We start from the raw sequence: 19,000 nt of genomic DNA on the forward strand, positions 1-19,000 counted from the left end.
AGAGCAGTGCCTTCGCTGCTTTCGTCGCACCGGAAACCGTTTCGTTTCCGCTGCTTCGTTCGCTGCGTCAGCTGAGGAGGCGAACTATACGCCCGGACCCTACCCCCGTCAACGCCTTTTGCGAGAAAAATTGAAAAAACTTCCTCCACCTGTCGCCCAAATCAATCAAACCATTGAAGTAAAAGAAAATATGCCAATGGGCATTTTTGATATTCAGCAAATCATCCGCGCTTACCACGGCTTGCGCCACGCAAACGCCTACGCCCATCTCTCCGATTCTGCTACGCTGGCATGCATTTGGCACGCGACGTGCCTGCCGTGGACACTCTATATATGCTCAAATTCGATGTTCTGATTATCGGCAGCGGCCTGGCCGGCATGACGCTGGCGCTGCACTTGGCGGAAAAGCGCAAGGTTGGCCTGATCACCAAGCGCGATTTATTGGAAGGCAGCTCCTCGCACGCCCAAGGCGGCATCGCCGCCGTGCTGGATACCGAGGATTCGGTAGAAGATCACATCCGCGACACGCTGATCGCCGGCGCCGGCCTGTGCAACGAAGACACCACCCGCTTCATCGTCGAGCACTCCAAGGAAGCGATAGATTGGTTGATCGAGCTCGGCGTGCCATTCACTCGCGATGACGAGCACCAGACCGGCTTCCATCTGACGCGCGAAGGCGGCCACAGCCATCGCCGCATCATTCATGCCGCAGACGCCACCGGCGCGGCGGTGACCAGCACGCTGGGACAGAAGATCAAAGCGCATCCGAACATCACCGAGCTGGAACATCATATTGCGATCGATCTGATCACCTCGCAAAAACTGGGCGTATCCGGCAACCGCGCTTATGGCGTGTATGCGCTGGATAAGGATCTCGACCAAGTCGTGACCATCGCCGCGCAGCACACCATTCTGGCCTCGGGCGGCGCCGGCAAGGTTTACCTCTATACCACCAACCCGGACACCGCGACCGGCGACGGCATCGCCATGGGCTGGCGAGCCGGTTGCCGTGTCGGCAATATGGAATTCATGCAGTTCCATCCGACCTGCCTCTACCATCCGCACGCCAAGTCTTTCCTGATCACCGAGGCGGTGCGTGGCGAAGGCGGCATCTTGAAATTGCCGGACGGCACCCGCTTCATGCCGCAGCACGATCCGCGCGGCGAACTGGCGCCGCGCGACGTGGTGGCCCGCGCCATCGACTTCGAGATGAAAAAGCATGGCCTGGACTGCGTCTATCTCGACATCTCCTACAAGCCGGCGCAATTCATCAAGGAACACTTCCCCAATATCTACGCCCACTGCCTGGAGCTGGGCATAGACATCACCCAACAGCCGATACCGGTGGTGCCGGCAGTGCACTTCACCTGCGGCGGCATCGTCACCGACCTGGCCGGACGCACTGACCTGGAAGGCTTGTACGCGGTAGGCGAAGTGGCGCACACCGGTCTGCACGGCGCCAATCGCCTGGCCAGCAACTCGCTGCTGGAATGCATGGTCATAGGCAAGGCCGCCGCGGCGGACATCCAGGCCGCCGCGTCCATCAAGCTGCCGTCCATTCCGGCTTGGGACGACAGCCGCGTGACCGATCCCGATGAGGAAGTGGTGATCTCGCACAACTGGGACGAATTGCGCCGCGCAATGTGGGACTACGTCGGCATCGTCCGCACCAACAAGCGACTGGAGCGCGCGCTGCATCGCATAGACTTGCTGAAGACCGAGATCGACGAGTATTACAGCCACTTCCACGTCAGCAACGATCTGATCGAGCTGCGCAATCTGGTGCAAACCTCGGAGCTGATCGTGCGCTCCGCCATGCTGCGCAAGGAAAGCCGCGGCCTGCACTACAGCCGCGACTATCCGGACTTGCTAGCCGAAGCCCAGGAAACGATCCTGACTCCGCCCTCCCGCGGCGAATAAGCCTGACGCCAGAAACGGCCGCCCTTAGATAGGCACGGCCGTTTCTGGCGATGCGAGCCCCCGTCCGTCCGTCGCTCATCCTTCCTGCCAGACGCGCCAAGCAAGCTCAACGGCAATGAAAACGGCTCGGCGTGATTCGCGCGACAAATCCGCTCTTTGCAAACTTCCGTTAAACGCGCGAACCAATCCCTCCCACCTCTCGTCACAGCTCATGACATACGGGCAATGCCCGAAACGCGACCACGAAACCACTCCGCTCCCTGGGAATGAAACATGAACAGCCGATACACGCTGGCGGCAATACTGGGATTATCCATTCTGTCCGCGCCGGCGCTCGCTGGCGTCTTCGGCAAAAAAGACGCCTCGCAGCCTGGCAATGAACCGAGGCTCGGCAGGCGAGTCCTGGAAAACCAGGCGCTGGGCCGCGCACTGGACAAGAAGCCGCTGGGCATCGCCGTCATCCGCCGCGCCGGCGACAAACGCCAGGACAGTCCCAACGCGGAAAACCCCGCAAGCCCCACTCGATAAGGAACCTTCTCCCCATGTCATCCCGTTTTTGGAAAAACGCCGCCATCGCCACCTTGCTCCTCCTGCTATTGATTGGCATCGCTGGATTGCGCATGCGCAGCTCGCTGCTGGCCATGGATATCGGGGAGATGAACAAGAGCCCGTTCTGGCGGGTCTCCACCCTGGTCTTGCTGGACGACGGCGAACGCGGCGCCATTACCCGCTTCACCGGCGACAAGAACAGCAACTGGCACAAGTTCTTCACTCTGGCCAGCGGCATGACGGTGCGCGAGGTCATAGAAAACGGCGAAATCGCGCTCGGCACGTCCAGCCGTCCCTGATCGCGGCGAGCGACAGATGCCCTGCGCTCAGCGGCGGAGCAAAGGCAGAATGCGGCCGACCACGTTCTCGCGGCGCAGCAGCTGATGGGCGATCGCCGCGCAGACATGCGCCGCCACCAGCGCGGCCAAGCCATAGGCCGCCGCGCCATGCGCATCGTCCAGCGTTTCCGACCAGTCTGCGTTGCGGCCTATCAGCGTAGGCAAGTTCACTAGGCCGAACAAGCTGACCGCGTGGCCGGCGGCATTGCTCTTGAGCCAGCCCAGCAAGGGGACGGAGAACATGCCCAGATAGAGCAGGCCATGCACCGCCTTTTCGCCCAGATAAGATACCGTTCCGGCCGCATTGACCGACGACGGCAGCCGCTTGCGGCTTCTCAGCTTGTTGAGCAGCCTGGCCAGCGCCAGCAACAGAATCAGCGCCCCGATGGATTTGTGCAGCGCCATCAGCGCCGGCTCATCGTCCAGCAACCAGCCCAGAACCAGATTGCCGAGAATGGCCAAAGCCAGCAGCCAGTGCAGCAGGCTGACGGATAAAGGGTAATGTTTACGCGCGCTCATCGGAAATCTCTCCGCCATCGCTCTCGGATCCGCCTTCAATTCAACAAGTCGTGATAGCGCCGCTTGGTGCGGCTGGCCAATTGCAGCGCGCTCTTGGCTGCGGTCAGGTCTCCGGCCTTGGCTTCACGCTCCGCCGCCTCCAGATTCCGCTGCAGGTCTTGCATGCCTTGCCGATAAGTCGCCGCGTCGCCGCTATAGGACAAGCGGCTGGCGATCTGCGCGTCTTGGCGCAGACGCTCCAATTGCTTGGTGAATTCCGGCAACGTGGCGCTGCCCATCGCGCCGCTCATCGCCGCCTTCATATCCTTCATCACAGACTTCAGCTCGCCGGCGCGCGCTGACGGCGCATGCAACAGGACGAAACAGAAAATAGGCGCGATCATCGCCGCCCGGCCAGCCTGGCGAAGCCAGCTAACGCTCGTCATGACGTTTTCCTCCGCTTGCTTGGTGACGCCGCAGATTAACCGTCCGACATTAAGCCGGGCTTAAGAAGTTGTTTAAAGTTATGCGCTGACGGCACGCTTGCGATCCGCAGCGTCAGCCAACCGGCTTGAGCGTTGCGCCGTCCTGCCCATCCTCCACCGCGTAACCCATAGCCAGTATGGCGTCCCGCAACACGTCCGCCTCGCGCCAGCGGCGGGCGGCGCGCGCGGTTTCGCGCGCCCTAAGCATCTCAGACACCTCGCGGGGGACGTCCGCAACCGCCGGTCGCCAACCATCCAGCCCCAAACCCAGCGCCTGATCGCAATGGCCCAATGTGGCCTTCTTGTCCGCGTCGTCCCGTTCGCTCTTGACCAGCCCCCACACCAGCGCCAGCGCGCGCGGCGTGTTCAGGTCCTGATTGATCTCGGCGGCGAAGGCCTCGACAAAATCCGCGTCCGCCGCGCCGCCGTCCGGCCAGGACGCATACAGCCTGCGCAATTTGTCCAGCGCCTGGCTGGCGCCATCCAGCGCCGTCCAGCTGAAATTCATCTGCCGCCGGTAATGCGAGGTCAAATTCAGGTAGCGGTAGGCCAGCGGGTCGTAGCCGCGGTCCAGCAGCGTCTGCAGCCGCAGGAAGTCGCCGCTGGACTTGGACATCTTGGCCTCGTCCAGCTGCAGGAAGTAGCCGTGCATCCAGAAATTGGCGGCGCGGGTGCCATGACAGCCCATGCTCTGCGCGATCTCATTGCTATGGTGAACCGGGATATGGTCTTCGCCGCCGCAGTGGATGTCGAACCACGGCCCCAGATGCTTGGCCGACATCGCCGAGCACTCGATATGCCAGCCCGGAAAACCGCGGCCCCAGGGGCTGTCCCACTCCATCTGCCGCTGCTGCCCGGCGGGGCTGAATTTCCACAGCGCAAAGTCCGTCGCTTGCCGCTTTTCTCCCATCTCCACGCGGGAACCGGCCTGCAAGCCGGCCAGGTCCAGCCGGGCGAGATGGCCGTAATCGTCCAGCCGCGCGGTGTCGAAGTACATGCCGTCCGTCGTGCGATAGACATAGCCCTTGCGCTCCAGCTCGGCGACATAGTCTATTTGCTCGGCGATATGCTCGGTCGCGCGGCACCAGAGCGTGGGCGGCAGCGCGTTCAGCATGGCCAAGTCCCGCTGGAAGGCCTCGGTGAAGCGCTGGGCGATGTCCCAGGCCGAGGCGCCGCCGGCGCGGCGGCTGCCGGTTTCCATCTTGTCTTCGCCATCGTCGCCGTCCGACACCAGATGGCCGACGTCGGTGATATTGACCACATGGCGCACGGCATAGCCGTTGAACACCAGCGCGCGGCGCAGCGTATCCTCGAACAGATAAGTGCGCAGATTGCCGATGTGGGCGTAGTCGTAAACCGTCGGGCCGCAGCAGTACAGACCCACGACTCCGGCTTGCAAGGGCGTGAACGGGCGGATGGCGCGGTGCCAGGTATCGTACAGATGCAGCTGCATGGTTTCTCCGGACATGAAAAAAGCCGCCGGGTGAAAACACGCGGCGGCCGAGGGTATGGAAAGCGTATGCTAGACGCGCGCGGTCCCCGGCCGTGTTTGACAACACGGTTGCAGGCGGGCGAAGGGCATATCATTCCTATTCATGCTATCGATAGTACGGAGCAGCCTGAGCCGCGTCAACGGCATGGCGCGCTCAGAACGGTAGAAACAGCCGGCCGATATCCACGCTGGCGCGCCGCCCCACCTGGCCGCCCCGCTCGGCCAGCCAGCGCTTGGCCGCCTCCCTGCCCTGATCGCGCAGCCAGGCCAGAAACGGCCCGTAAGTCAGCGCGCGGCTGGACGCGTCCAAACCCGCCAAGGACTCATGCGCCTCTATCAGATGAAAGCGCGCGGCCCGCAGCCGCCGCTCCAGCCGGCCGCGCCACAGCGCCGGACCATCGGCCATCTCTTGCAGCAAGGCGAACAATCGCATTTCGCGCAGGAAGGCGCTGTTGAAGCCCAACAGCGTGGCGCGCCGCTGGATGTCCTCTGCCGTGCGCGGCGTGTCGCCATGCGCCATCGGCGCCAGCATCACCAGCAAAATGTCGTCGCTGCGGCAGAACTTGAACAAGGGAAACACTGCGGGATTGGCGGCGAAGCCGCCATCCCAATACGGTTCGCCATCTATCATCACCGCTTGTTGCAGCGTGGGCAGGCAGGCCGATGCCAACAGCGCGTCGGCGCTGAGATCAGCGTTGCGGAACAGCTTCAGCTGGCCGCTGTTAGCATGGGTGGCCGCCACGAACAACTGCACAGGAGAAACGCGGCGGATGCGCTCGAAATCGAACAAAGCCTCGATAATGCCGCGCAGCGGGTTGTAATCGAGCGGATTGAGCTGATACGGCGAAAACCATTGCGTCAGCCGCAGAGCCATGGCCATGGCCGGCGGCACGGCGGAATCGGCCCGCAGCGGCAAGGGCCTCGCCATTTCTTGCGGCAGGCTTTCCCCTACCTTGCCCCAGAAGGCGGCCAGCGTTTCCCTCGCCTCATCCGGACCGCCGCCGCTCAAGCCATGCGCCACAGCCGCCGCGTTCATCGCGCCGGCGCTGGTGCCGCTCAAGCCGTCGAATCGAAAAACACCCGCCTCCAACAAGGCGTCCAGCACGCCCCAGGTGAAAGCCCCATGCGCGCCGCCGCCTTGCAGTGCCAGGCTCAACGCCGTCCCGCCGCCCTCTCGCGCTCGCATCGCCGCTCCGATTTGTTGCATTGCACAAATCATGGCACGAGCAGCCCGCGCGCTCAAGCCGCTTCGTCGCCTCCAGAACCGAGTTCCGCTCGCAGCGTGGCGAGAAAGCGCGCCAGCACAGGGTTTTTCGCCTCGCGCCGGTGGACGAAAACCAGCGGCATGGGCACCGAGAAATCCCGCAGCGCGTAGAAACGCGCCTGGGCCGGCGGCCGCCCCAGATTGGCGGAATTGACGATGGCCGCGCCTATCCCGGCGCACACCAGCGACAGAATGGCGGTTTCCGTGGCGGCCTCCTGCGTCACCTGCAGCGCGACGCCCAGGCACCGGCATTCGGCGATCAAGCGATCGTAATAAGCCGGGTAAACTTCGCGCGGCATCATGACGAATGGACGTCCCGCCGCCGCGCGCAGGTCAAACGGCTGCGCCTCGTCATGCGCCAGCCCCCAGGCGCGCGGCAGGGCCAGGACGGCATCGCTCTGCCGCACCGGCACCGCAAGCAGCTCATCCGGCAAGGCTTCGAACTGGTAGAGAAAGCCGCCGTCCAGCGCGCCGTCGGCCACCGCACGCCATTGCTGCGGACTATTCATGGCTGACAGTTCGATCCGCGTGCCCGGAAACGCCTGCTGGAAGCGGCTCAAAGCCTGCGGCACCGCGCCATCCCATCCGGCGTTCTCCACGCAGCCCAGGCGCAAGCGTCCTTGCAAACCATCGGCGATGCGCCTGGCGTTGTGCGCGGCGGCATCCAGCAGGGCCATCGCCTGGGCGACGTCGCGCAAATAACTGCCCCCCGCCGGTGTCAGCGCCAACCCGCGCGGCGAGCGCTCAAACAACGGAAATCCCAGCTCTTGCTCCAGAGCCTGAATCTGCCGCGACACGGCCGGCTGCGACACGTGCAAATGCTCAGCCGCCAGCCGCACACTTCCATATTCGGCCGTGGCCGCGAAATAGCGCAGATGCCGCAATTGCATGGGCGTCCTCCATTTTGCGATGCCTTTATCCTATCACTATATGAATAAACAGCATTGGAATGCATCGCTAAACTACGCGATAGTGGCGCTTATCGAGTCCGCATGACGACTCCATCGCTTTGACACGAGGACCCTATGGACGCCAAGACTTACCGGATAGGCGACGCCACGATCACCAAGGTGACGGAAACCTTGCTCACGGAACTGACGCCGGGCTTTCTGTATATGGACTGGAAGGAACAAGCCGCGCAAGAGCAGGCTAGACTGCGCGATTTTCTGGATGACGGCGGCGCGCGCGTGACCTTGAGCATTCACAGCTGGGTGGTGGAGTGGCATGGCCAGACCATACTGATCGACACCGGCATCGGCAACGACAAGCAACGGCCGTTCAACCCGCTATTCCACATGCAGCGCGCGCCTTACCTGGAGCGGCTGGCCGCGCTGGGCATCCGCCCGGAAGACGTGGACCACGTGCTGCTGACTCATCTGCACGCGGACCACGTGGGCTGGAACACCCGGCTGGAAAACGGCCGCTGGGTGCCCACTTTCCCTCAGGCGCGCTACGCGATGCCGCAGGGCGACATCGACCACTTCGCCACCCCGGCCGGCGCGGCCCGCCGCATGGTGTTCGAAGACAGCGTGGCGCCGGTGATCGCGGCGGGACAGGCCGTGGCCATCAGCGCGGAAGGCGGCCCCTATCTGGACGGCTTCCGCTTCCATCCCACGCCGGGCCATTGCGCAGGCCATATGTCGATCTCGCTGAGTTCGCGCGGCCAGACCGCGCTGTTCATCGGCGACGCCATGCACACGCCCATCCAGGTGTATCGGCCGGAGTGGAATTCCGCCTTTTGCGGCGAGCAGGATGCGGCCCGGCGCTCCCGCCGCTGGCTGCTGGACTTCGCAGTCGAGCGCGAGGCCACGCTGTTCACCGCGCACTTCGCCGATAGCTCCGCCGGCCAGGTGTCGCGCCAGAAAGAAGGCTTCGCCTGGCGCTACCTGTGACGCGGCCGCGCGTTTGCCGGTAAAGTGGGGACGGCCGCGTAGTCCAGGCTCGCGGCCGCATCCCTCCACTGCATGTAAAGGCCATCATGTTCGCCACATCGGGCTGGTTTCTGTGGGCAGCGCTGTCCGCGGTATTCGCCGCGCTGACCGCCATCTTCGCCAAGATAGGCATCAAGGGCGTGGATTCAGACCTCGCCACGCTGATCCGCACCGGCATCATCGGCCTGGTGCTGTCGCTCTTCGTCTGGCTGACCGGCAAATGGAGCAATCCGCTGAGCTTGCCCGGCAAGACCTGGCTGTTCCTCGGCCTGTCCGGCATCGCCACCGGCCTGTCCTGGGCCTGCTATTTCCGCGCCCTGCAGATAGGCGACGCGTCCCAAGTGGCGCCGGTGGACAAGTTCAGTCTGGTCTTGGTAGCCGTGTTCGCCGTGATCTTCCTGGGCGAGCGGCCCGCCCCGCGCGAATGGCTGGGCATCGCCCTGGTCGCCGCCGGCGTGCTGGTGCTGGCCTTCAAACGCTGAGGCGAGAAGGCCGGGGACAGCAATCAGCGTCCCGCCGCCCCCACCGGCAGCCGGCCGGATACTTTCACTTCGCGCAAGGACAGGCTGGAGCGGATGGACGACACGCCGGGCAGCTCGCGCAGCACATCGCGCACGAACACGCCAAAGGCCTCCAGGTCCTCCGCTACCACCTGCAGCAAGTAGTCGCACTCGCCGGTCAGGTTGTGACAGGACAACACCTCGGGAATGGCCTGCAGCATTTCCTCGAAGCGCAGCGGCGCGTCGCCGGTATGGCTGCCGAAGCCGACCTGCACGAAGGCGAGCACGCCATAACCCAGCTTCTTGCGGTTCAGCACGGCCCGGTAGCCTTCGATATAGCCGTCGGCCTCCAGCCGCTTCAGCCGGCGCCAGCACGGCGTTTCGCTCAACGCCACCTGCTCGGCCAGTTTCGCGTTGGACAGCCTGCCGTCCTTCTGCAGTAGCGCCATCAAGGCGAGGTCTACGTCATCCAGCCCAATTTTTGAAGGATTCATTTCTAGATTTAACATTCAAGGAAAGAGTCTTTCCAAATCTAGCCTGATGACGCAAGAGAAAGCAAAGCAATTTCAGCGCGCCGGGCGCACACTAGGCGCATTGTTTCCCTAGCGCCGGAGTCCGCCATGCAGTCCTTGTCCGTGTTATCGCTTTATCTTGCCGCCCTGGTCGCCGTCTATGTGTTGCCGGGGCCGGACATGGCTCTGGTGATGGCCACCTCGGCCAGCCGCGGCGTCGGCGCCGGGCTGCTGACCGCGCTCGGCATCGCCGCATCGCGCTTTCTGCATGTCATGATGTCCGGCCTGGGGCTGGCCGCCCTGATGACCACTCACCCCATGCTGTTCAGCGCGGTGCGCTGGATAGGCGCGGGCTATCTGCTGTGGATGGCATGGAAAGTGATCCGCTCCCAGCCTGCGGCGGCTGGCGAGCCCGTACCGGCCGAATCCACCCGCGCCGCCATTGCGCGCGGCTTTCTGACCAATCTGCTGAATCCCAAGGCACTGATGTTCTGCGCCTTGTTCCTGCCGCAGTTCGTATCGCCGGCGCATGGCGCGGTGCTGCCGCAATTCGCGCTGCTGGGGGTGATTCTGGTCGCGACCGGACTCTGTTTCGACACCGCTTACGCCTTCGCCGCCAGCGGCCTGGCCCGCCGGCTGAAGGGCCGCCGCGCCATGCCCAAGCTGCAAAAAGGCTTGCTGGGCGGCGTGTTCGTGGCCATGGCCGGGCGGCTGATCTTTGGCTAGCCGTCTCTTCCCCACTCCGCGCGCGCGGCCATGCCGACGCGCGTTTGCTACAAGCCCTGCAGATAGGCCGCCAGGCTATTCAAATCCTCCTCGCTGAGGCCATGCACGATGGCTTGCATCGCCACCGCAGAGGGACGCTGGCTGCTGGCGAACACATGCAGCTGCTTGAGCAGATAGGCTGCATGCTGGCCTGCCAGCCGCGGCGCCTGTTCCGTGCCTTCCGCGCGAGGCCCATGGCAGGCGAAGCAGGCCGGCACCGCATCGCCCTTGCCGCGCAAATAGATTTCCCGCCCAGCAGCCATCCCGCCCCCCACCCCGGAGCCCGCGGGATTAGGCTTGGCTTGCTGCGCGGCAAAGTAAGCGGCGACCCCAGCGATTTCCGCGTCATTCAAACCGCCGGCCACGCCCCACATATAGTCATGCGCCGCCTGATCGCTGCGGCTTTGCTCACGAAACAGCTTCAGCTGCTGCTGCAAATAAGCGGCCTGCTGCCCAGCCAGCCGTGGAAACAGCGGCGAGACGCTATTGCCGTCCGCGCCATGGCAATTGGCGCACCAGCTGCGCGCCAGCGTTTCCGGGCCGCGTTCCGCCAAAGCCGCGCCGCTCAGCAACCATGCGCTCAACAGCATCGTCATCCATATCGCTTTCATGGCATTCCTCGTCAAAATGCAAACCAGGTGTAGAGATAGGTGATGTTGTTGTTGCGGGCATTGCGGCCGTTGCCGTCGTAGTTGGCGCTGACGCCCTGGTACTTGAGAAAGCCCGCGTATTGCAGCCCCACCCGCCAATTAGGCTGGATCATGTAGTTGAGCTCGGCGATATAACCTCTGGTATTGGGGCTGCCGGTGACCGGATAGGCGATGTTGTCCGCCGAACCGGTTTCGGAGAAATAGCTCATCGTCAGGCCGTACCTACGCTGATACCAGTAGCTGCCCTTGAGGCGGAAGGAATTGAGATCGCTGCTGGGACTCTGCACGCTGGCGCCAAGCTGCGAAGCGTCCCAATCGGTGCGCTCATGAATATAAGAGCCTTGCGCGGTAAAGACATGCGGGTCTGACAGATACTGATACTGCGCGTCCACCCCGCTATCCCGAAAATGGTTGTTCGGCGAGCCGGGATCCAAGGGATCCGTGTGAACCCGGGCGTCCAGCCCGAAGATGCCGGCCTCGATCGAATGCTCGCGCCAATCATGGCTATAGGCGAAACGCCAATACGGGTTGGTGCCGTCCAGGCGGTTGCTCAACGTGACGCCATTCTTGAACAGCGAGGTTCCGCCCTTGGCCACGCGATACCCTCCCACTTCGAAATACCAGGCCTTGTTCAGAAAAGCGTAGGCGCTGAGCCCGGCTGCCTGCTGCGCCAGCCCGCCCTCGATCAGCGTGGCGGGAGAGGCGATCCCCCAGGCGCCGCTCAGATGGCTGCTCTGATAGGGGTAGCCGAAGGCCGGGGTGGAGTTCCACGCATCCTGGACGGTGGGATTGTTGTTGAGCGTCAGGCCGTAAATCAGGTCCAGATCGCTTTTGGCGATGTGGTCCGTCAAGCGCCAATCGTTATTGTCCGCCACCGTGTGGCCGGAAAAATCCTGGCCGCCCGGGTTCTGATTCAGCGCATTGAAAGTCCATTGCGAGAACATGCCGGCGTGATCGCCCAGCTTGCCCGCCACGAACAGGCTGCCGCCCTCGATCACCCCGTCGTTCTGTCTGGGATAAGCGCCATCATTGCCCTGCGTATTTCCAATGTGGGAAACGGAGGCCTGCAGCATGGCCGCCACAGGAAACAGCTTGGTCGTTCCCAGCGTGTAGCCGGACAGCTTGAACAGCCTGCCGTAAGGCGTCAGCTCCGGAAAGCTGACGTGGCAAGCGATGCACGCCTCTCCCGTTTGCCGCGCATAGCTTGGCAGCGCCCATGCGGCGGCAGACCATGACAGCATGGCAATGGCCATGAGCCCCCAAACCGACTTCAGCAGATACGCCAAACGCATTTGATACTCCTCGCAGCGTGACGGGCAATGCTTCAGTTATAGAAATGGATTGGCGGTATGCGGCGCTAATAGTTAGCCGAGCTTGATCTACCCCAAATCAAGAGGTGATCCCAATCTCAGCTCGCGTGGCAGCCTGTCGCTAATGACAGCCGCGCATGCGCAGGGATTCCGGCTCCCGCGCTTACGCTCCGCCTTGTTGCAGGCGTGCACAGCATGGCAAGGCCTGACTATGGGTTCCAATCAAAACTGTTACAATTACAACTGAATATATCACCCCGCGCCATGAATCATGCACCAAGATCAGTGCGCCCCCTCTCCCGCACGACTGTTGATCATCGACGACTCTCTCGATGAATTGCGCTTGTTGAAGCGACTGCTGGATGCGCATCACTTCCAGCTATCGATCGCTTTCGATGGCCACCAAGGCTATCAGCGCGCCCAGTTGCTACTGCCCGATCTGATCTTGCTCGATGTGCAGATGCCGAGGCTGGACGGCTTCGCCGCCTGCCGGCTATTGAAAGCCGACCCCAGAACCCGCCATATCCCTATCGTTTTTCTGACTGCCGCGCAGAGCGCGCAGGAACGCCTGACCGGCCTGAGCATCGGCGGCGTCGACTATGTGATCAAACCATTTTTGGCGGAGGAGGTGCTGGCGCGCATCCGCATACACCTGCAGTTGGCAGCGCATAGCCAAGCAACAACGGATGCCCCCGGCCTAACCTTGCAGCACAATCCAGATGAAGTGCTATTGCAGGCCGGCATCCAGCTGATCCGCAACCATCTGCACGAACCGCTTACCGTAGAAAGCATTGCCAGCCGGCTGGGCAGCTACGAAAAAAAACTGTCTGCGGTATTCCGCCAGCGCACCGGCCTGACCGTGTTCGCCTATCTGCGCGAAGAACGGTTAAAGCAGGCACGCAGCTGGTTGGCTGAAACAGACAGCAGCATACAGACCATCGCCGAACAGCTCGGATTTCAGAATGCCGGCAACTTCGCGACAGCTTTTCGCGATCGCTTCGCGCTAAGCCCCAGCACCTACCGCAAAACCATGCGGGCCGAGCAGACGGCGAACGTCTGAAATGCGGGCTAACGTGTATCGCTTTATCTGCCTACTCATCCTGAGCCTGTGCCTCAGGCCGCTTGCCATCGCCAGCCCGGCACCGCTGCAGCCGCTGGAACATGGCCGCGCCATACAAGCTTATGTCGAGCTGCTGGAAGATCGCAGCGGCAACGCCACGCTGGCTGATGCGCTGAAGGCCCAAGGTTTCGCTCCGGCCACCCAAGCGCAACTGATTCCGGGCTATTCTCGTTCAGCTTTCTGGCTGCGGACCGTTCTTTACAATCCAGCGCCGCATCTCCGCACGGTATGGCTGGAAGTCGGCACTCCCAGGCTGCAGGAAGTCACGCTCTACCAACTCACCGACCAGCGCTGGCAGCGACAGCAGGCCGGCACCAAGCTCGCATTCACTGCTCGCCCGCTCGATACCGCCGCGCCGGTTTTCCCCATCACTCTCCAGCCAGGCGAAAGCAAACCAGTGCTGTGGCGCGTCGCCTCAACGACCGCGCTCTCCATCGTGCCGCGCATCTGGACGCCGGAACAGTTTCGCGCCGATGAAGCCACCGCCAACCTGGCGCGTGGGCTGGAGCTGGGGTCCTTAACGGTGCTGGGGCTTTACAGCCTGATGCTGTTCCTCTCGCTCGGACAACGCGGCTACGCCTTCCACAGCGCCTCCGCCCTGACTTTCGTCGTCTACGAGCTATGCATGAGCGGCATGGGGTTTCGCTACTTGTGGCCGGAGGCAGGCGTCTGGGGAACCCGGCTGATTTCACTCAGCATCAATATTTCGCTCATCTGCTTCCTGCTGTTTTTCCGCGAATTCCTCGACACCCGCAAGCGCATGCCGCGCTGGGACACGCTCATGCTGGCGCTGATGGCCGGCCTGGCGGTCTCCACCGTGCTGTCGCAATTCATCGACTACACCATGGGCGCGCGCCTGGGCACCCAGCTTGGCCTGCTGATTACGATCATGTTGCCGCTGCTCTGCTTCTGGGCTTTGGTGCGCGGCCCCGTCATCAGTTGGGCCTACGCCCTGGCGACGTTCACGATTTCGCTCGGCAATCTCACCCGCGTGCTCGAGGGGCTGGGCCTGCGCGCGCCGGATCGGCTCTCTTCCTATGGCGCTCCACTGGCCGGGGTGCTGTGCACCATGTTGCTGCTGATCGCCTTTACCCAGCAAATGCGGCGCATCCGGCAGCAAAAAGACGAAGCCGCCGCCTCGCTGCTCGCCTTCCGGGAACAGGAAAGGGATGCGCTGGAGCAATTGGTGGCCGTTCGCACTCAGGAGCTCAATAAGGCTCTCGAATCCGCCAGGCAGGCCAACCAGGCCAAAAGCGCCTTGCTGGCGCACATCAGTCACGACCTGCGCGCGCCGGCCTCCGTCATCATTTCCTATGCCAGGCTGCTGCAACCGGCGGAATATAGGCGCGCCATCGAGAAAAATGCCCAGCACCAACTGGAGCTCATAGACGAGCTGATTGACTACTCCAGCACCGAACTCGGCGAAGTCGCCCTGAGCCCACGGCTGGGTTACTGGTATGCCTTTATCGATGGCATTGCCGCAGACGCCCGTCAGCTCGCCGCGCAGCATGGCAACCAGTTTGAGCTGCGCCAAGCCATGGATATGCCGCCCGTGCTCAATACCGACTACAAGCGGCTGCGCCAGATACTGTCCAACCTACTGTCCAATGCGGCCAAATTCACCGAGCAAGGCAGGCTGGCCTTGCACATCGAACGCCTAGACCGCGGGGATGAGCCGAGCAAGATTTGCTTGGCCTTTCGGGTGGAAGACACGGGCGTCGGCATGTCGGCGGCCACACAGCTCAGGCTGTTCCAGCCGTTTGAGCGCGGCGACAACAGCTCCGGCGTTCAGGGCAGCGGCCTGGGACTGTCCATTGCCCAAAGACTGGTGCGCAAGCTGGGAGGCGAACTGACGGCGCAAAGCCAACTAGGCCAAGGCAGCTGTTTCTCCTTCACCCTGCTCCTGGATGTCGGCGCAGAAACCGATCTTTTAGCCAAGGCGCCGGCCAGACCCGGCCCGCTCGCGGCGTCTGGCCGCCGCTACAGCGTCTTGGTCGCCGATGACGTTGCCGACAGCCGCACGCTGACCGCGCACTGGCTAGAGGCGGCCGGCCATCAGCCATATCAGGCGGAGAACGGCGAAGAAGCCTTGCGGCTGCTCGCCCAATATCCCATCGACGCGGTCATCAGCGACCAGCATATGCCGCGGCTCAATGGCTGGGATTTGTTGTCCGCCATGCGCGGCCGGGGAATGCCGCAGGCAGCCCTGCTGTATTCGGCCGCGCCGGAACAAGCACCGGCCAATCTTACCCACCGTTTCGATAAAGTCCTGCTCAAACCGGCCGAACCCGAGCAGTTGCTGCATGCCGTCGAAACAGCGCTGCAAACCCGATTGCCCGCGGCCAGGCCCGCGTATCCTGAGCCATCCGAACTGGCGCGGCTGCAAGCGCTGATAGACAACGGGCAGATCAGCGCCATCGAAGCTTGGGCCGCCGGCCTGGCGCGGGCGCAACCAGCCTGCCGCGGCTTTGCTCTCCAAGTGGCCGCCGCGGCGGCGCTGATCGATATGGATGCGCTGCAGCAACTCGTCCGCGTCTGACCGCGCGAGCCCGTCGATATCGCCTCTCGGATTCGCGCCTCAACCCAGACTGGGCGCAAGCGGTTCCAAGCGGAACCGCTCGCATGCCATCCCCAGCCTCAGAGCCGGTACTCAGCCAGCAGCCACAAGCGCGGCCTGTGGTCCGGCGCGCTGGCGGCGGCGGCGCCATCGCGCCAGGCGACGCTGGCCTTGGCGCTGAAGCCCCCCGTGCTCGCGCCCAGGCTTAAGCCGTAGCCGCGCAGGGTCTGGCCATTGGCGCCGGCGGCATAGGCCGAGTGGCTGAACTGCACATGCCCTTGATCCGCGAAGATCGCTGCCTGCAGGCCGGGCAGGATGGCATGGCGCAGCTCGATATTGCCCAGCCAGCCCTCGTCTCCCGTCCCCTCCCCTTGCGGATAGGCGCGCACGCCGTAAGCGCCGCCCAGCACGAACTTCTCCGACGAGTCCAGATTCTTATTGGCCATCTGACTGGTCAACGAAATCGCCAGCTCGTTGTTGAGCGGCAAACGCTGGGTGCGACTCAGGCTGAAGTTGTATTTCTGGTAAGCGCCCTCCGTCCGCGGCCCCATCCCATCCACAAGCCGAGCGATGTCGCTATCGATGTGCAATTCGCCGGCGAGGATAGAAACGCGCCAAGAACCATAGCCTCCGCCCAAGAAGCCATCCACCCAATCCCCATAGGCTTCTATGGTGGAGACATCGGCCGACTTCTTGCTATCGGTCAATGTCGCGCCGATATCGTCCCGCAAATTGCGATGCTCGACATTGCCGGCAAGCCAGACATTGCGCGCCAGGCTGCGCAGCAAAGGGTAGCTCCCATAGAGCGTCGCGGTGCGGGCGCTGCCCGTCGCCTCCAGGCTGGCGAACTCCTGCCCCAGATCGTAGTGGCTGATGGAGAACGCCCCTCCGAGCCGCAGACCATCGCGACCGAGCGGCGCGTCGTAAGCCATGCGGCCATAAGCCAGCTTCTCGCTGGTATAGGTGGCCCGCAACTCCAGCCGGTCCCCCAGCCCCAGCGGACTATTGAAAGCCGCCCGGCCGTTCATGCGCTCCTGGCCGCTATAACGATTGCCGTAATTGTCGGCGCTGAACTCGCCCTCCACCGCCTTGCCCGGCTCGACTTGCACGGCCAGGTCCGAGCTGCCGACGCGATCGCCGGGACGCAGGCTGCCGTTCACCGGGCCGGCGCCGGGCAGGTCTGCCAGCAGCAGCAAAGCGCGATCGGTCTGCGCGCTGCGGACGATGCCCTCCGCCGGTAACTGCGCGTTCAAGGTGGCCTCCAGCAGCGCGGTCGGCAGCTTGGAACCATTCCTCACCAGGCTCTTGCCGAATTGCCCCTCCAGCACCTGGATGGTGACGATGCCGTCCTGCAATTCCTGGGCCGGCAGGTAGGCGCGCGCCAGCAGGTAGCCGCGCTCGCGGTAGAGGGCGGTGATGCGATGGGCGCCGCCGCGCAGATCGTTCAAGCCCATTTGTGGACCGATGAGCGTATCGACCAGAGCTTGCAGCTCGGCGGCCGGAATATGCACGGCCCCCTCGATGCGTACCCGGCGTACCGGGAAACGCAGGCCGTTGTCGGCAGCCTCGCCCGCCTCCGCCGGCGCCCTGAGGCTGGCGCTTGATTTGGACTCTGGCGTGGCGGAACGTTGCAGTTCGCGCAGGGTTTGACCCGCGTCGGGAACCGCGGACGGGGCGGGAAGTGTTTGGGCCCAGGCCGCCGGAATGGCGGCGAGGGCAAAACCGGCAGCCATCAGGTGCCGGCTCGCGCATTGGTTTACGGAAATCATGAAGCAGTCGTATCAGAATATAAAAGGGATCAATCGTCGTTTTTCACGCCGGCCGGCAGGCGCAGGCCGCCTTCATCAATGCTGAAGGCATGAAGAATTCCGTTGCGCTCTACCGGGAGAGAGGAAGCCAGGCTGGCCGTCCGGTGTGGCTTGCCCCCCCGGCCAGCGCTCGTCGCCTCGGCACCAGGCTCGCCCGATTCGGCTCTGGAGCCGGCTCCCATCCAGCTAGCCGGTTCGACGAAGCCCAGCACCACGCTGGAGCCGCTAGGCAGCCCCGGATTACTGGTGACCGCCGCGTTCACCGCCGCGGGGTTGCCGGATGGCTTGATCTCGCCGATGGCGGCGGCAAGCGGGCCAATAGCCAGCGCGTAGTTATCCAAGCGGGTGCCAGACTCCGCGCTAAAGTCACTGGCGCTCAGGCTGGCGCGCACGGTTTTGCCCGTGCCCGGCGTCAAGGTGTCGTAACTGCCGTTAGCGCGCGTCACGCTGACGCGCTCGCCGTCGATCAGACCTGTCAGCTGGTAATTGGCGCCACTCAGCGCGGCATCGGCATTGCCATCCTGCAGCTTGCTGACCAGGCCTACCAAGGCCACACCCAGTGGCTTGGGCGTGATATCGGCCTGGGTAATGACGGAGGTGCTGGCCAGCGCATAGTTGCCGGCATCCGCGCCGCGGCCGGCGATGCCGCTCACCGTCACGGTCTTGCCTGTGCCGGCGTTCTTGTCGGCGAAGGCGGCGGCACCGCTGAAGCTCACGTCATCACCGCTGACGATGCCGGCGCTGGCCAGCTTGGCGCTGGCGGCCGTGCTGCCGTCATACACCTTGTTGATGCCACTGGCGCTGATCGTGATCTGTTTGGCGCTGATGTCGGCTTGCGCACTGGCGGTGTTGCTGGCCAGCGCGTAGTTGCCGGCGTCGCTGCCGCTGCTGCGGATGCCGGTCACGCTGACGGTCTTGCCGCTGCCGGCGCTCTTGTCGGCGAAGGCGGCGGCACCGCTGAGGCTCACGTCGTCACCGCTGACGATGCCGGCGCTGGCCAGCTTGGCGCTGGCGGCCGTGCTGCCGTCATACACCTTGTTCATTCCGCTAGCGCTGACCGTGATCTGTTTGGCGCTGATGTCGGCTTGCGCACTGGCGGTGTTGCTGGCCAGCGCGTAGTTGCCGGCGTCCGCGCCATTGCTGGCGATGCCGCTTACCGTCACCATCTTGCCGCTGCCGGCGTTCTTGTCGGCGAAGACGGCGGCACCGCTGAGGCTCACGTCGTCACCGCTGACGATGCCGGCGCTGACCAGCTTGGCGCTGGCGGCCGTGCTGCCGTCATACACCTTGTTCACGCCGCT

General features: G+C 63.6%; 19 protein-coding genes. 9 read left to right on the top strand and 10 right to left on the bottom strand.

From position 1 onward, the window contains the following. The 4 genes from C2I19_RS22670 to C2I19_RS20125 form a co-directional block, all read left to right on the top strand. Positions 1-355: hypothetical protein (locus tag C2I19_RS22670; protein ID WP_233201299.1), on the top strand; the 355-nt coding region annotated here is incomplete at its 5' end. Continuing rightward, positions 334-1,920 carry an L-aspartate oxidase gene (gene nadB, locus C2I19_RS20115; RefSeq protein ID WP_103904373.1) on the top strand — a complete coding sequence of 529 codons (1,587 nt, stop codon included), beginning with the start codon at positions 334-336 and terminating at the stop codon, positions 1,918-1,920. The genes C2I19_RS22670 and nadB, both read left to right, overlap by 22 nt. A 273-nt stretch (positions 1,921-2,193) precedes the next feature. Continuing rightward, positions 2,194-2,448 (top strand): hypothetical protein, encoded by a 255-nt coding sequence (locus tag C2I19_RS20120; RefSeq protein WP_103904374.1) that lies wholly within the window; start codon positions 2,194-2,196, stop codon positions 2,446-2,448. A gap of 14 nt (positions 2,449-2,462) precedes the next feature. Continuing rightward, complete coding sequence (locus C2I19_RS20125; RefSeq protein WP_103904375.1) at positions 2,463-2,768, top strand: hypothetical protein; 306 nt, start codon at positions 2,463-2,465, stop codon at positions 2,766-2,768. A 27-nt stretch (positions 2,769-2,795) separates the two neighbouring features. Here the strand turns inward: C2I19_RS20125 and C2I19_RS20130 are convergent, their stop codons facing one another. The 5 genes from C2I19_RS20130 to C2I19_RS20150 form a co-directional block, all read right to left on the bottom strand. Then, positions 2,796-3,326 (bottom strand): cytochrome b, encoded by a 531-nt coding sequence (locus C2I19_RS20130; protein WP_103904376.1) that lies wholly within the window; start codon positions 3,324-3,326, stop codon positions 2,796-2,798. Positions 3,327-3,361: 35 nt separating this feature from the next. Next, entirely contained in the window at positions 3,362-3,751 is a 390-nt protein-coding gene (locus C2I19_RS20135; protein WP_199181299.1) for a cytochrome b562, read from the bottom strand. Positions 3,752-3,863: 112 nt separating this feature from the next. Further along, positions 3,864-5,243 carry a cysteine--tRNA ligase gene (gene cysS / locus C2I19_RS20140; RefSeq protein WP_103904377.1) on the bottom strand — a complete coding sequence of 460 codons (1,380 nt, stop codon included), beginning with the start codon at positions 5,241-5,243 and terminating at the stop codon, positions 3,864-3,866. 193 nt (positions 5,244-5,436) lie between these two features. Then, complete coding sequence (locus C2I19_RS20145; RefSeq protein ID WP_233201300.1) at positions 5,437-6,489, bottom strand: patatin-like phospholipase family protein; 1,053 nt, start codon at positions 6,487-6,489, stop codon at positions 5,437-5,439. 32 nt (positions 6,490-6,521) lie between these two features. After that, positions 6,522-7,436 (bottom strand): LysR family transcriptional regulator, encoded by a 915-nt coding sequence (locus C2I19_RS20150; protein ID WP_103904378.1) that lies wholly within the window; start codon positions 7,434-7,436, stop codon positions 6,522-6,524. A gap of 135 nt (positions 7,437-7,571) precedes the next feature. Between C2I19_RS20150 and C2I19_RS20155 the strand changes: the two genes are divergently transcribed. Further along, positions 7,572-8,438, top strand: coding sequence for an MBL fold metallo-hydrolase (locus C2I19_RS20155; protein ID WP_103904379.1), 867 nt, complete (start codon positions 7,572-7,574; stop codon positions 8,436-8,438). An 86-nt stretch (positions 8,439-8,524) separates the two neighbouring features. Next, positions 8,525-8,959, top strand: coding sequence for an EamA family transporter (locus C2I19_RS20160; protein ID WP_103904380.1), 435 nt, complete (start codon positions 8,525-8,527; stop codon positions 8,957-8,959). A gap of 23 nt (positions 8,960-8,982) precedes the next feature. On the opposite strand, the gene C2I19_RS20165 is transcribed toward C2I19_RS20160, so the two are convergent. Next, entirely contained in the window at positions 8,983-9,471 is a 489-nt protein-coding gene (locus C2I19_RS20165; protein ID WP_103904381.1) for an Lrp/AsnC family transcriptional regulator, read from the bottom strand. 126 nt (positions 9,472-9,597) lie between these two features. Here C2I19_RS20165 and C2I19_RS20170 point away from each other — a divergent pair, with 126 nt between their 5' ends. Beyond that, positions 9,598-10,215, top strand: a complete 618-nt coding sequence (locus C2I19_RS20170; RefSeq protein ID WP_103904382.1) for a LysE family translocator — start codon at positions 9,598-9,600, stop codon at positions 10,213-10,215. A gap of 47 nt (positions 10,216-10,262) precedes the next feature. Here the strand turns inward: C2I19_RS20170 and C2I19_RS20175 are convergent, their stop codons facing one another. Both C2I19_RS20175 and C2I19_RS20180 read right to left on the bottom strand, forming a co-directional pair. Next, positions 10,263-10,865 carry a c-type cytochrome gene (locus tag C2I19_RS20175; RefSeq protein ID WP_103904383.1) on the bottom strand — a complete coding sequence of 201 codons (603 nt, stop codon included), beginning with the start codon at positions 10,863-10,865 and terminating at the stop codon, positions 10,263-10,265. Between the two features lie 11 nt (positions 10,866-10,876). Beyond that, a complete protein-coding gene (locus C2I19_RS20180; protein ID WP_199181300.1) occupies positions 10,877-12,196 on the bottom strand; it encodes a hypothetical protein in 1,320 nt (439 codons plus the stop codon). A gap of 289 nt (positions 12,197-12,485) precedes the next feature. Between C2I19_RS20180 and C2I19_RS20185 the strand changes: the two genes are divergently transcribed. Continuing rightward, entirely contained in the window at positions 12,486-13,274 is a 789-nt protein-coding gene (locus tag C2I19_RS20185; RefSeq protein WP_103904384.1) for a response regulator transcription factor, read from the top strand. Position 13,275: 1 nt separating this feature from the next. After that, entirely contained in the window at positions 13,276-15,873 is a 2,598-nt protein-coding gene (locus C2I19_RS20190; protein WP_103904385.1) for a hybrid sensor histidine kinase/response regulator, read from the top strand. 98 nt (positions 15,874-15,971) lie between these two features. On the opposite strand, the gene C2I19_RS20195 is transcribed toward C2I19_RS20190, so the two are convergent. Together C2I19_RS20195 and C2I19_RS20200 are read right to left on the bottom strand one after the other, a co-directional pair. After that, positions 15,972-17,624, bottom strand: coding sequence for a ShlB/FhaC/HecB family hemolysin secretion/activation protein (locus C2I19_RS20195; RefSeq protein ID WP_158253781.1), 1,653 nt, complete (start codon positions 17,622-17,624; stop codon positions 15,972-15,974). Positions 17,625-17,689: 65 nt separating this feature from the next. Beyond that, a partial coding sequence (locus tag C2I19_RS20200; protein ID WP_199181301.1) for a YDG domain-containing protein occupies positions 17,690-19,000 on the bottom strand: 1,311 nt, incomplete at its 5' end.

Source organism: Chromobacterium alticapitis, assembly GCF_002924365.1.
Taxonomy (GTDB): Bacteria; Pseudomonadota; Gammaproteobacteria; order Burkholderiales; family Chromobacteriaceae; genus Chromobacterium; species Chromobacterium alticapitis.

Bases quoted from the DNA above. Each gene is read 5' to 3' on its own strand.
- C2I19_RS20135 (WP_199181299.1), bottom strand. From the start codon at position 3,751: ATGACGAGCGTTAGCTGGCTTCGCCAGGCTGGCCGGGCGGCGATGATC.
- C2I19_RS20125 (WP_103904375.1), top strand. From the start codon at position 2,463: ATGTCATCCCGTTTTTGGAAAAACGCCGCCATCGCCACCTTGCTCCTC.
- C2I19_RS20155 (WP_103904379.1), top strand. From the start codon at position 7,572: ATGGACGCCAAGACTTACCGGATAGGCGACGCCACGATCACCAAGGTG.
- C2I19_RS20130 (WP_103904376.1), bottom strand. From the start codon at position 3,326: ATGAGCGCGCGTAAACATTACCCTTTATCCGTCAGCCTGCTGCACTGG.
- C2I19_RS20150 (WP_103904378.1), bottom strand. From the start codon at position 7,436: ATGCAATTGCGGCATCTGCGCTATTTCGCGGCCACGGCCGAATATGGA.
- C2I19_RS20180 (WP_199181300.1), bottom strand. From the start codon at position 12,196: ATGCGTTTGGCGTATCTGCTGAAGTCGGTTTGGGGGCTCATGGCCATT.
- C2I19_RS20170 (WP_103904382.1), top strand. From the start codon at position 9,598: ATGCAGTCCTTGTCCGTGTTATCGCTTTATCTTGCCGCCCTGGTCGCC.
- C2I19_RS20165 (WP_103904381.1), bottom strand. From the start codon at position 9,471: ATGAATCCTTCAAAAATTGGGCTGGATGACGTAGACCTCGCCTTGATG.
- C2I19_RS20120 (WP_103904374.1), top strand. From the start codon at position 2,194: ATGAACAGCCGATACACGCTGGCGGCAATACTGGGATTATCCATTCTG.
- C2I19_RS20190 (WP_103904385.1), top strand. From the start codon at position 13,276: ATGCGGGCTAACGTGTATCGCTTTATCTGCCTACTCATCCTGAGCCTG.
- nadB (WP_103904373.1), top strand. From the start codon at position 334: ATGCTCAAATTCGATGTTCTGATTATCGGCAGCGGCCTGGCCGGCATG.
- C2I19_RS20160 (WP_103904380.1), top strand. From the start codon at position 8,525: ATGTTCGCCACATCGGGCTGGTTTCTGTGGGCAGCGCTGTCCGCGGTA.
- C2I19_RS20175 (WP_103904383.1), bottom strand. From the start codon at position 10,865: ATGAAAGCGATATGGATGACGATGCTGTTGAGCGCATGGTTGCTGAGC.
- C2I19_RS20145 (WP_233201300.1), bottom strand. From the start codon at position 6,489: ATGCAACAAATCGGAGCGGCGATGCGAGCGCGAGAGGGCGGCGGGACG.
- C2I19_RS20185 (WP_103904384.1), top strand. From the start codon at position 12,486: ATGCACCAAGATCAGTGCGCCCCCTCTCCCGCACGACTGTTGATCATC.
- C2I19_RS20195 (WP_158253781.1), bottom strand. From the start codon at position 17,624: ATGGCTGCCGGTTTTGCCCTCGCCGCCATTCCGGCGGCCTGGGCCCAA.
- cysS (WP_103904377.1), bottom strand. From the start codon at position 5,243: ATGCAGCTGCATCTGTACGATACCTGGCACCGCGCCATCCGCCCGTTC.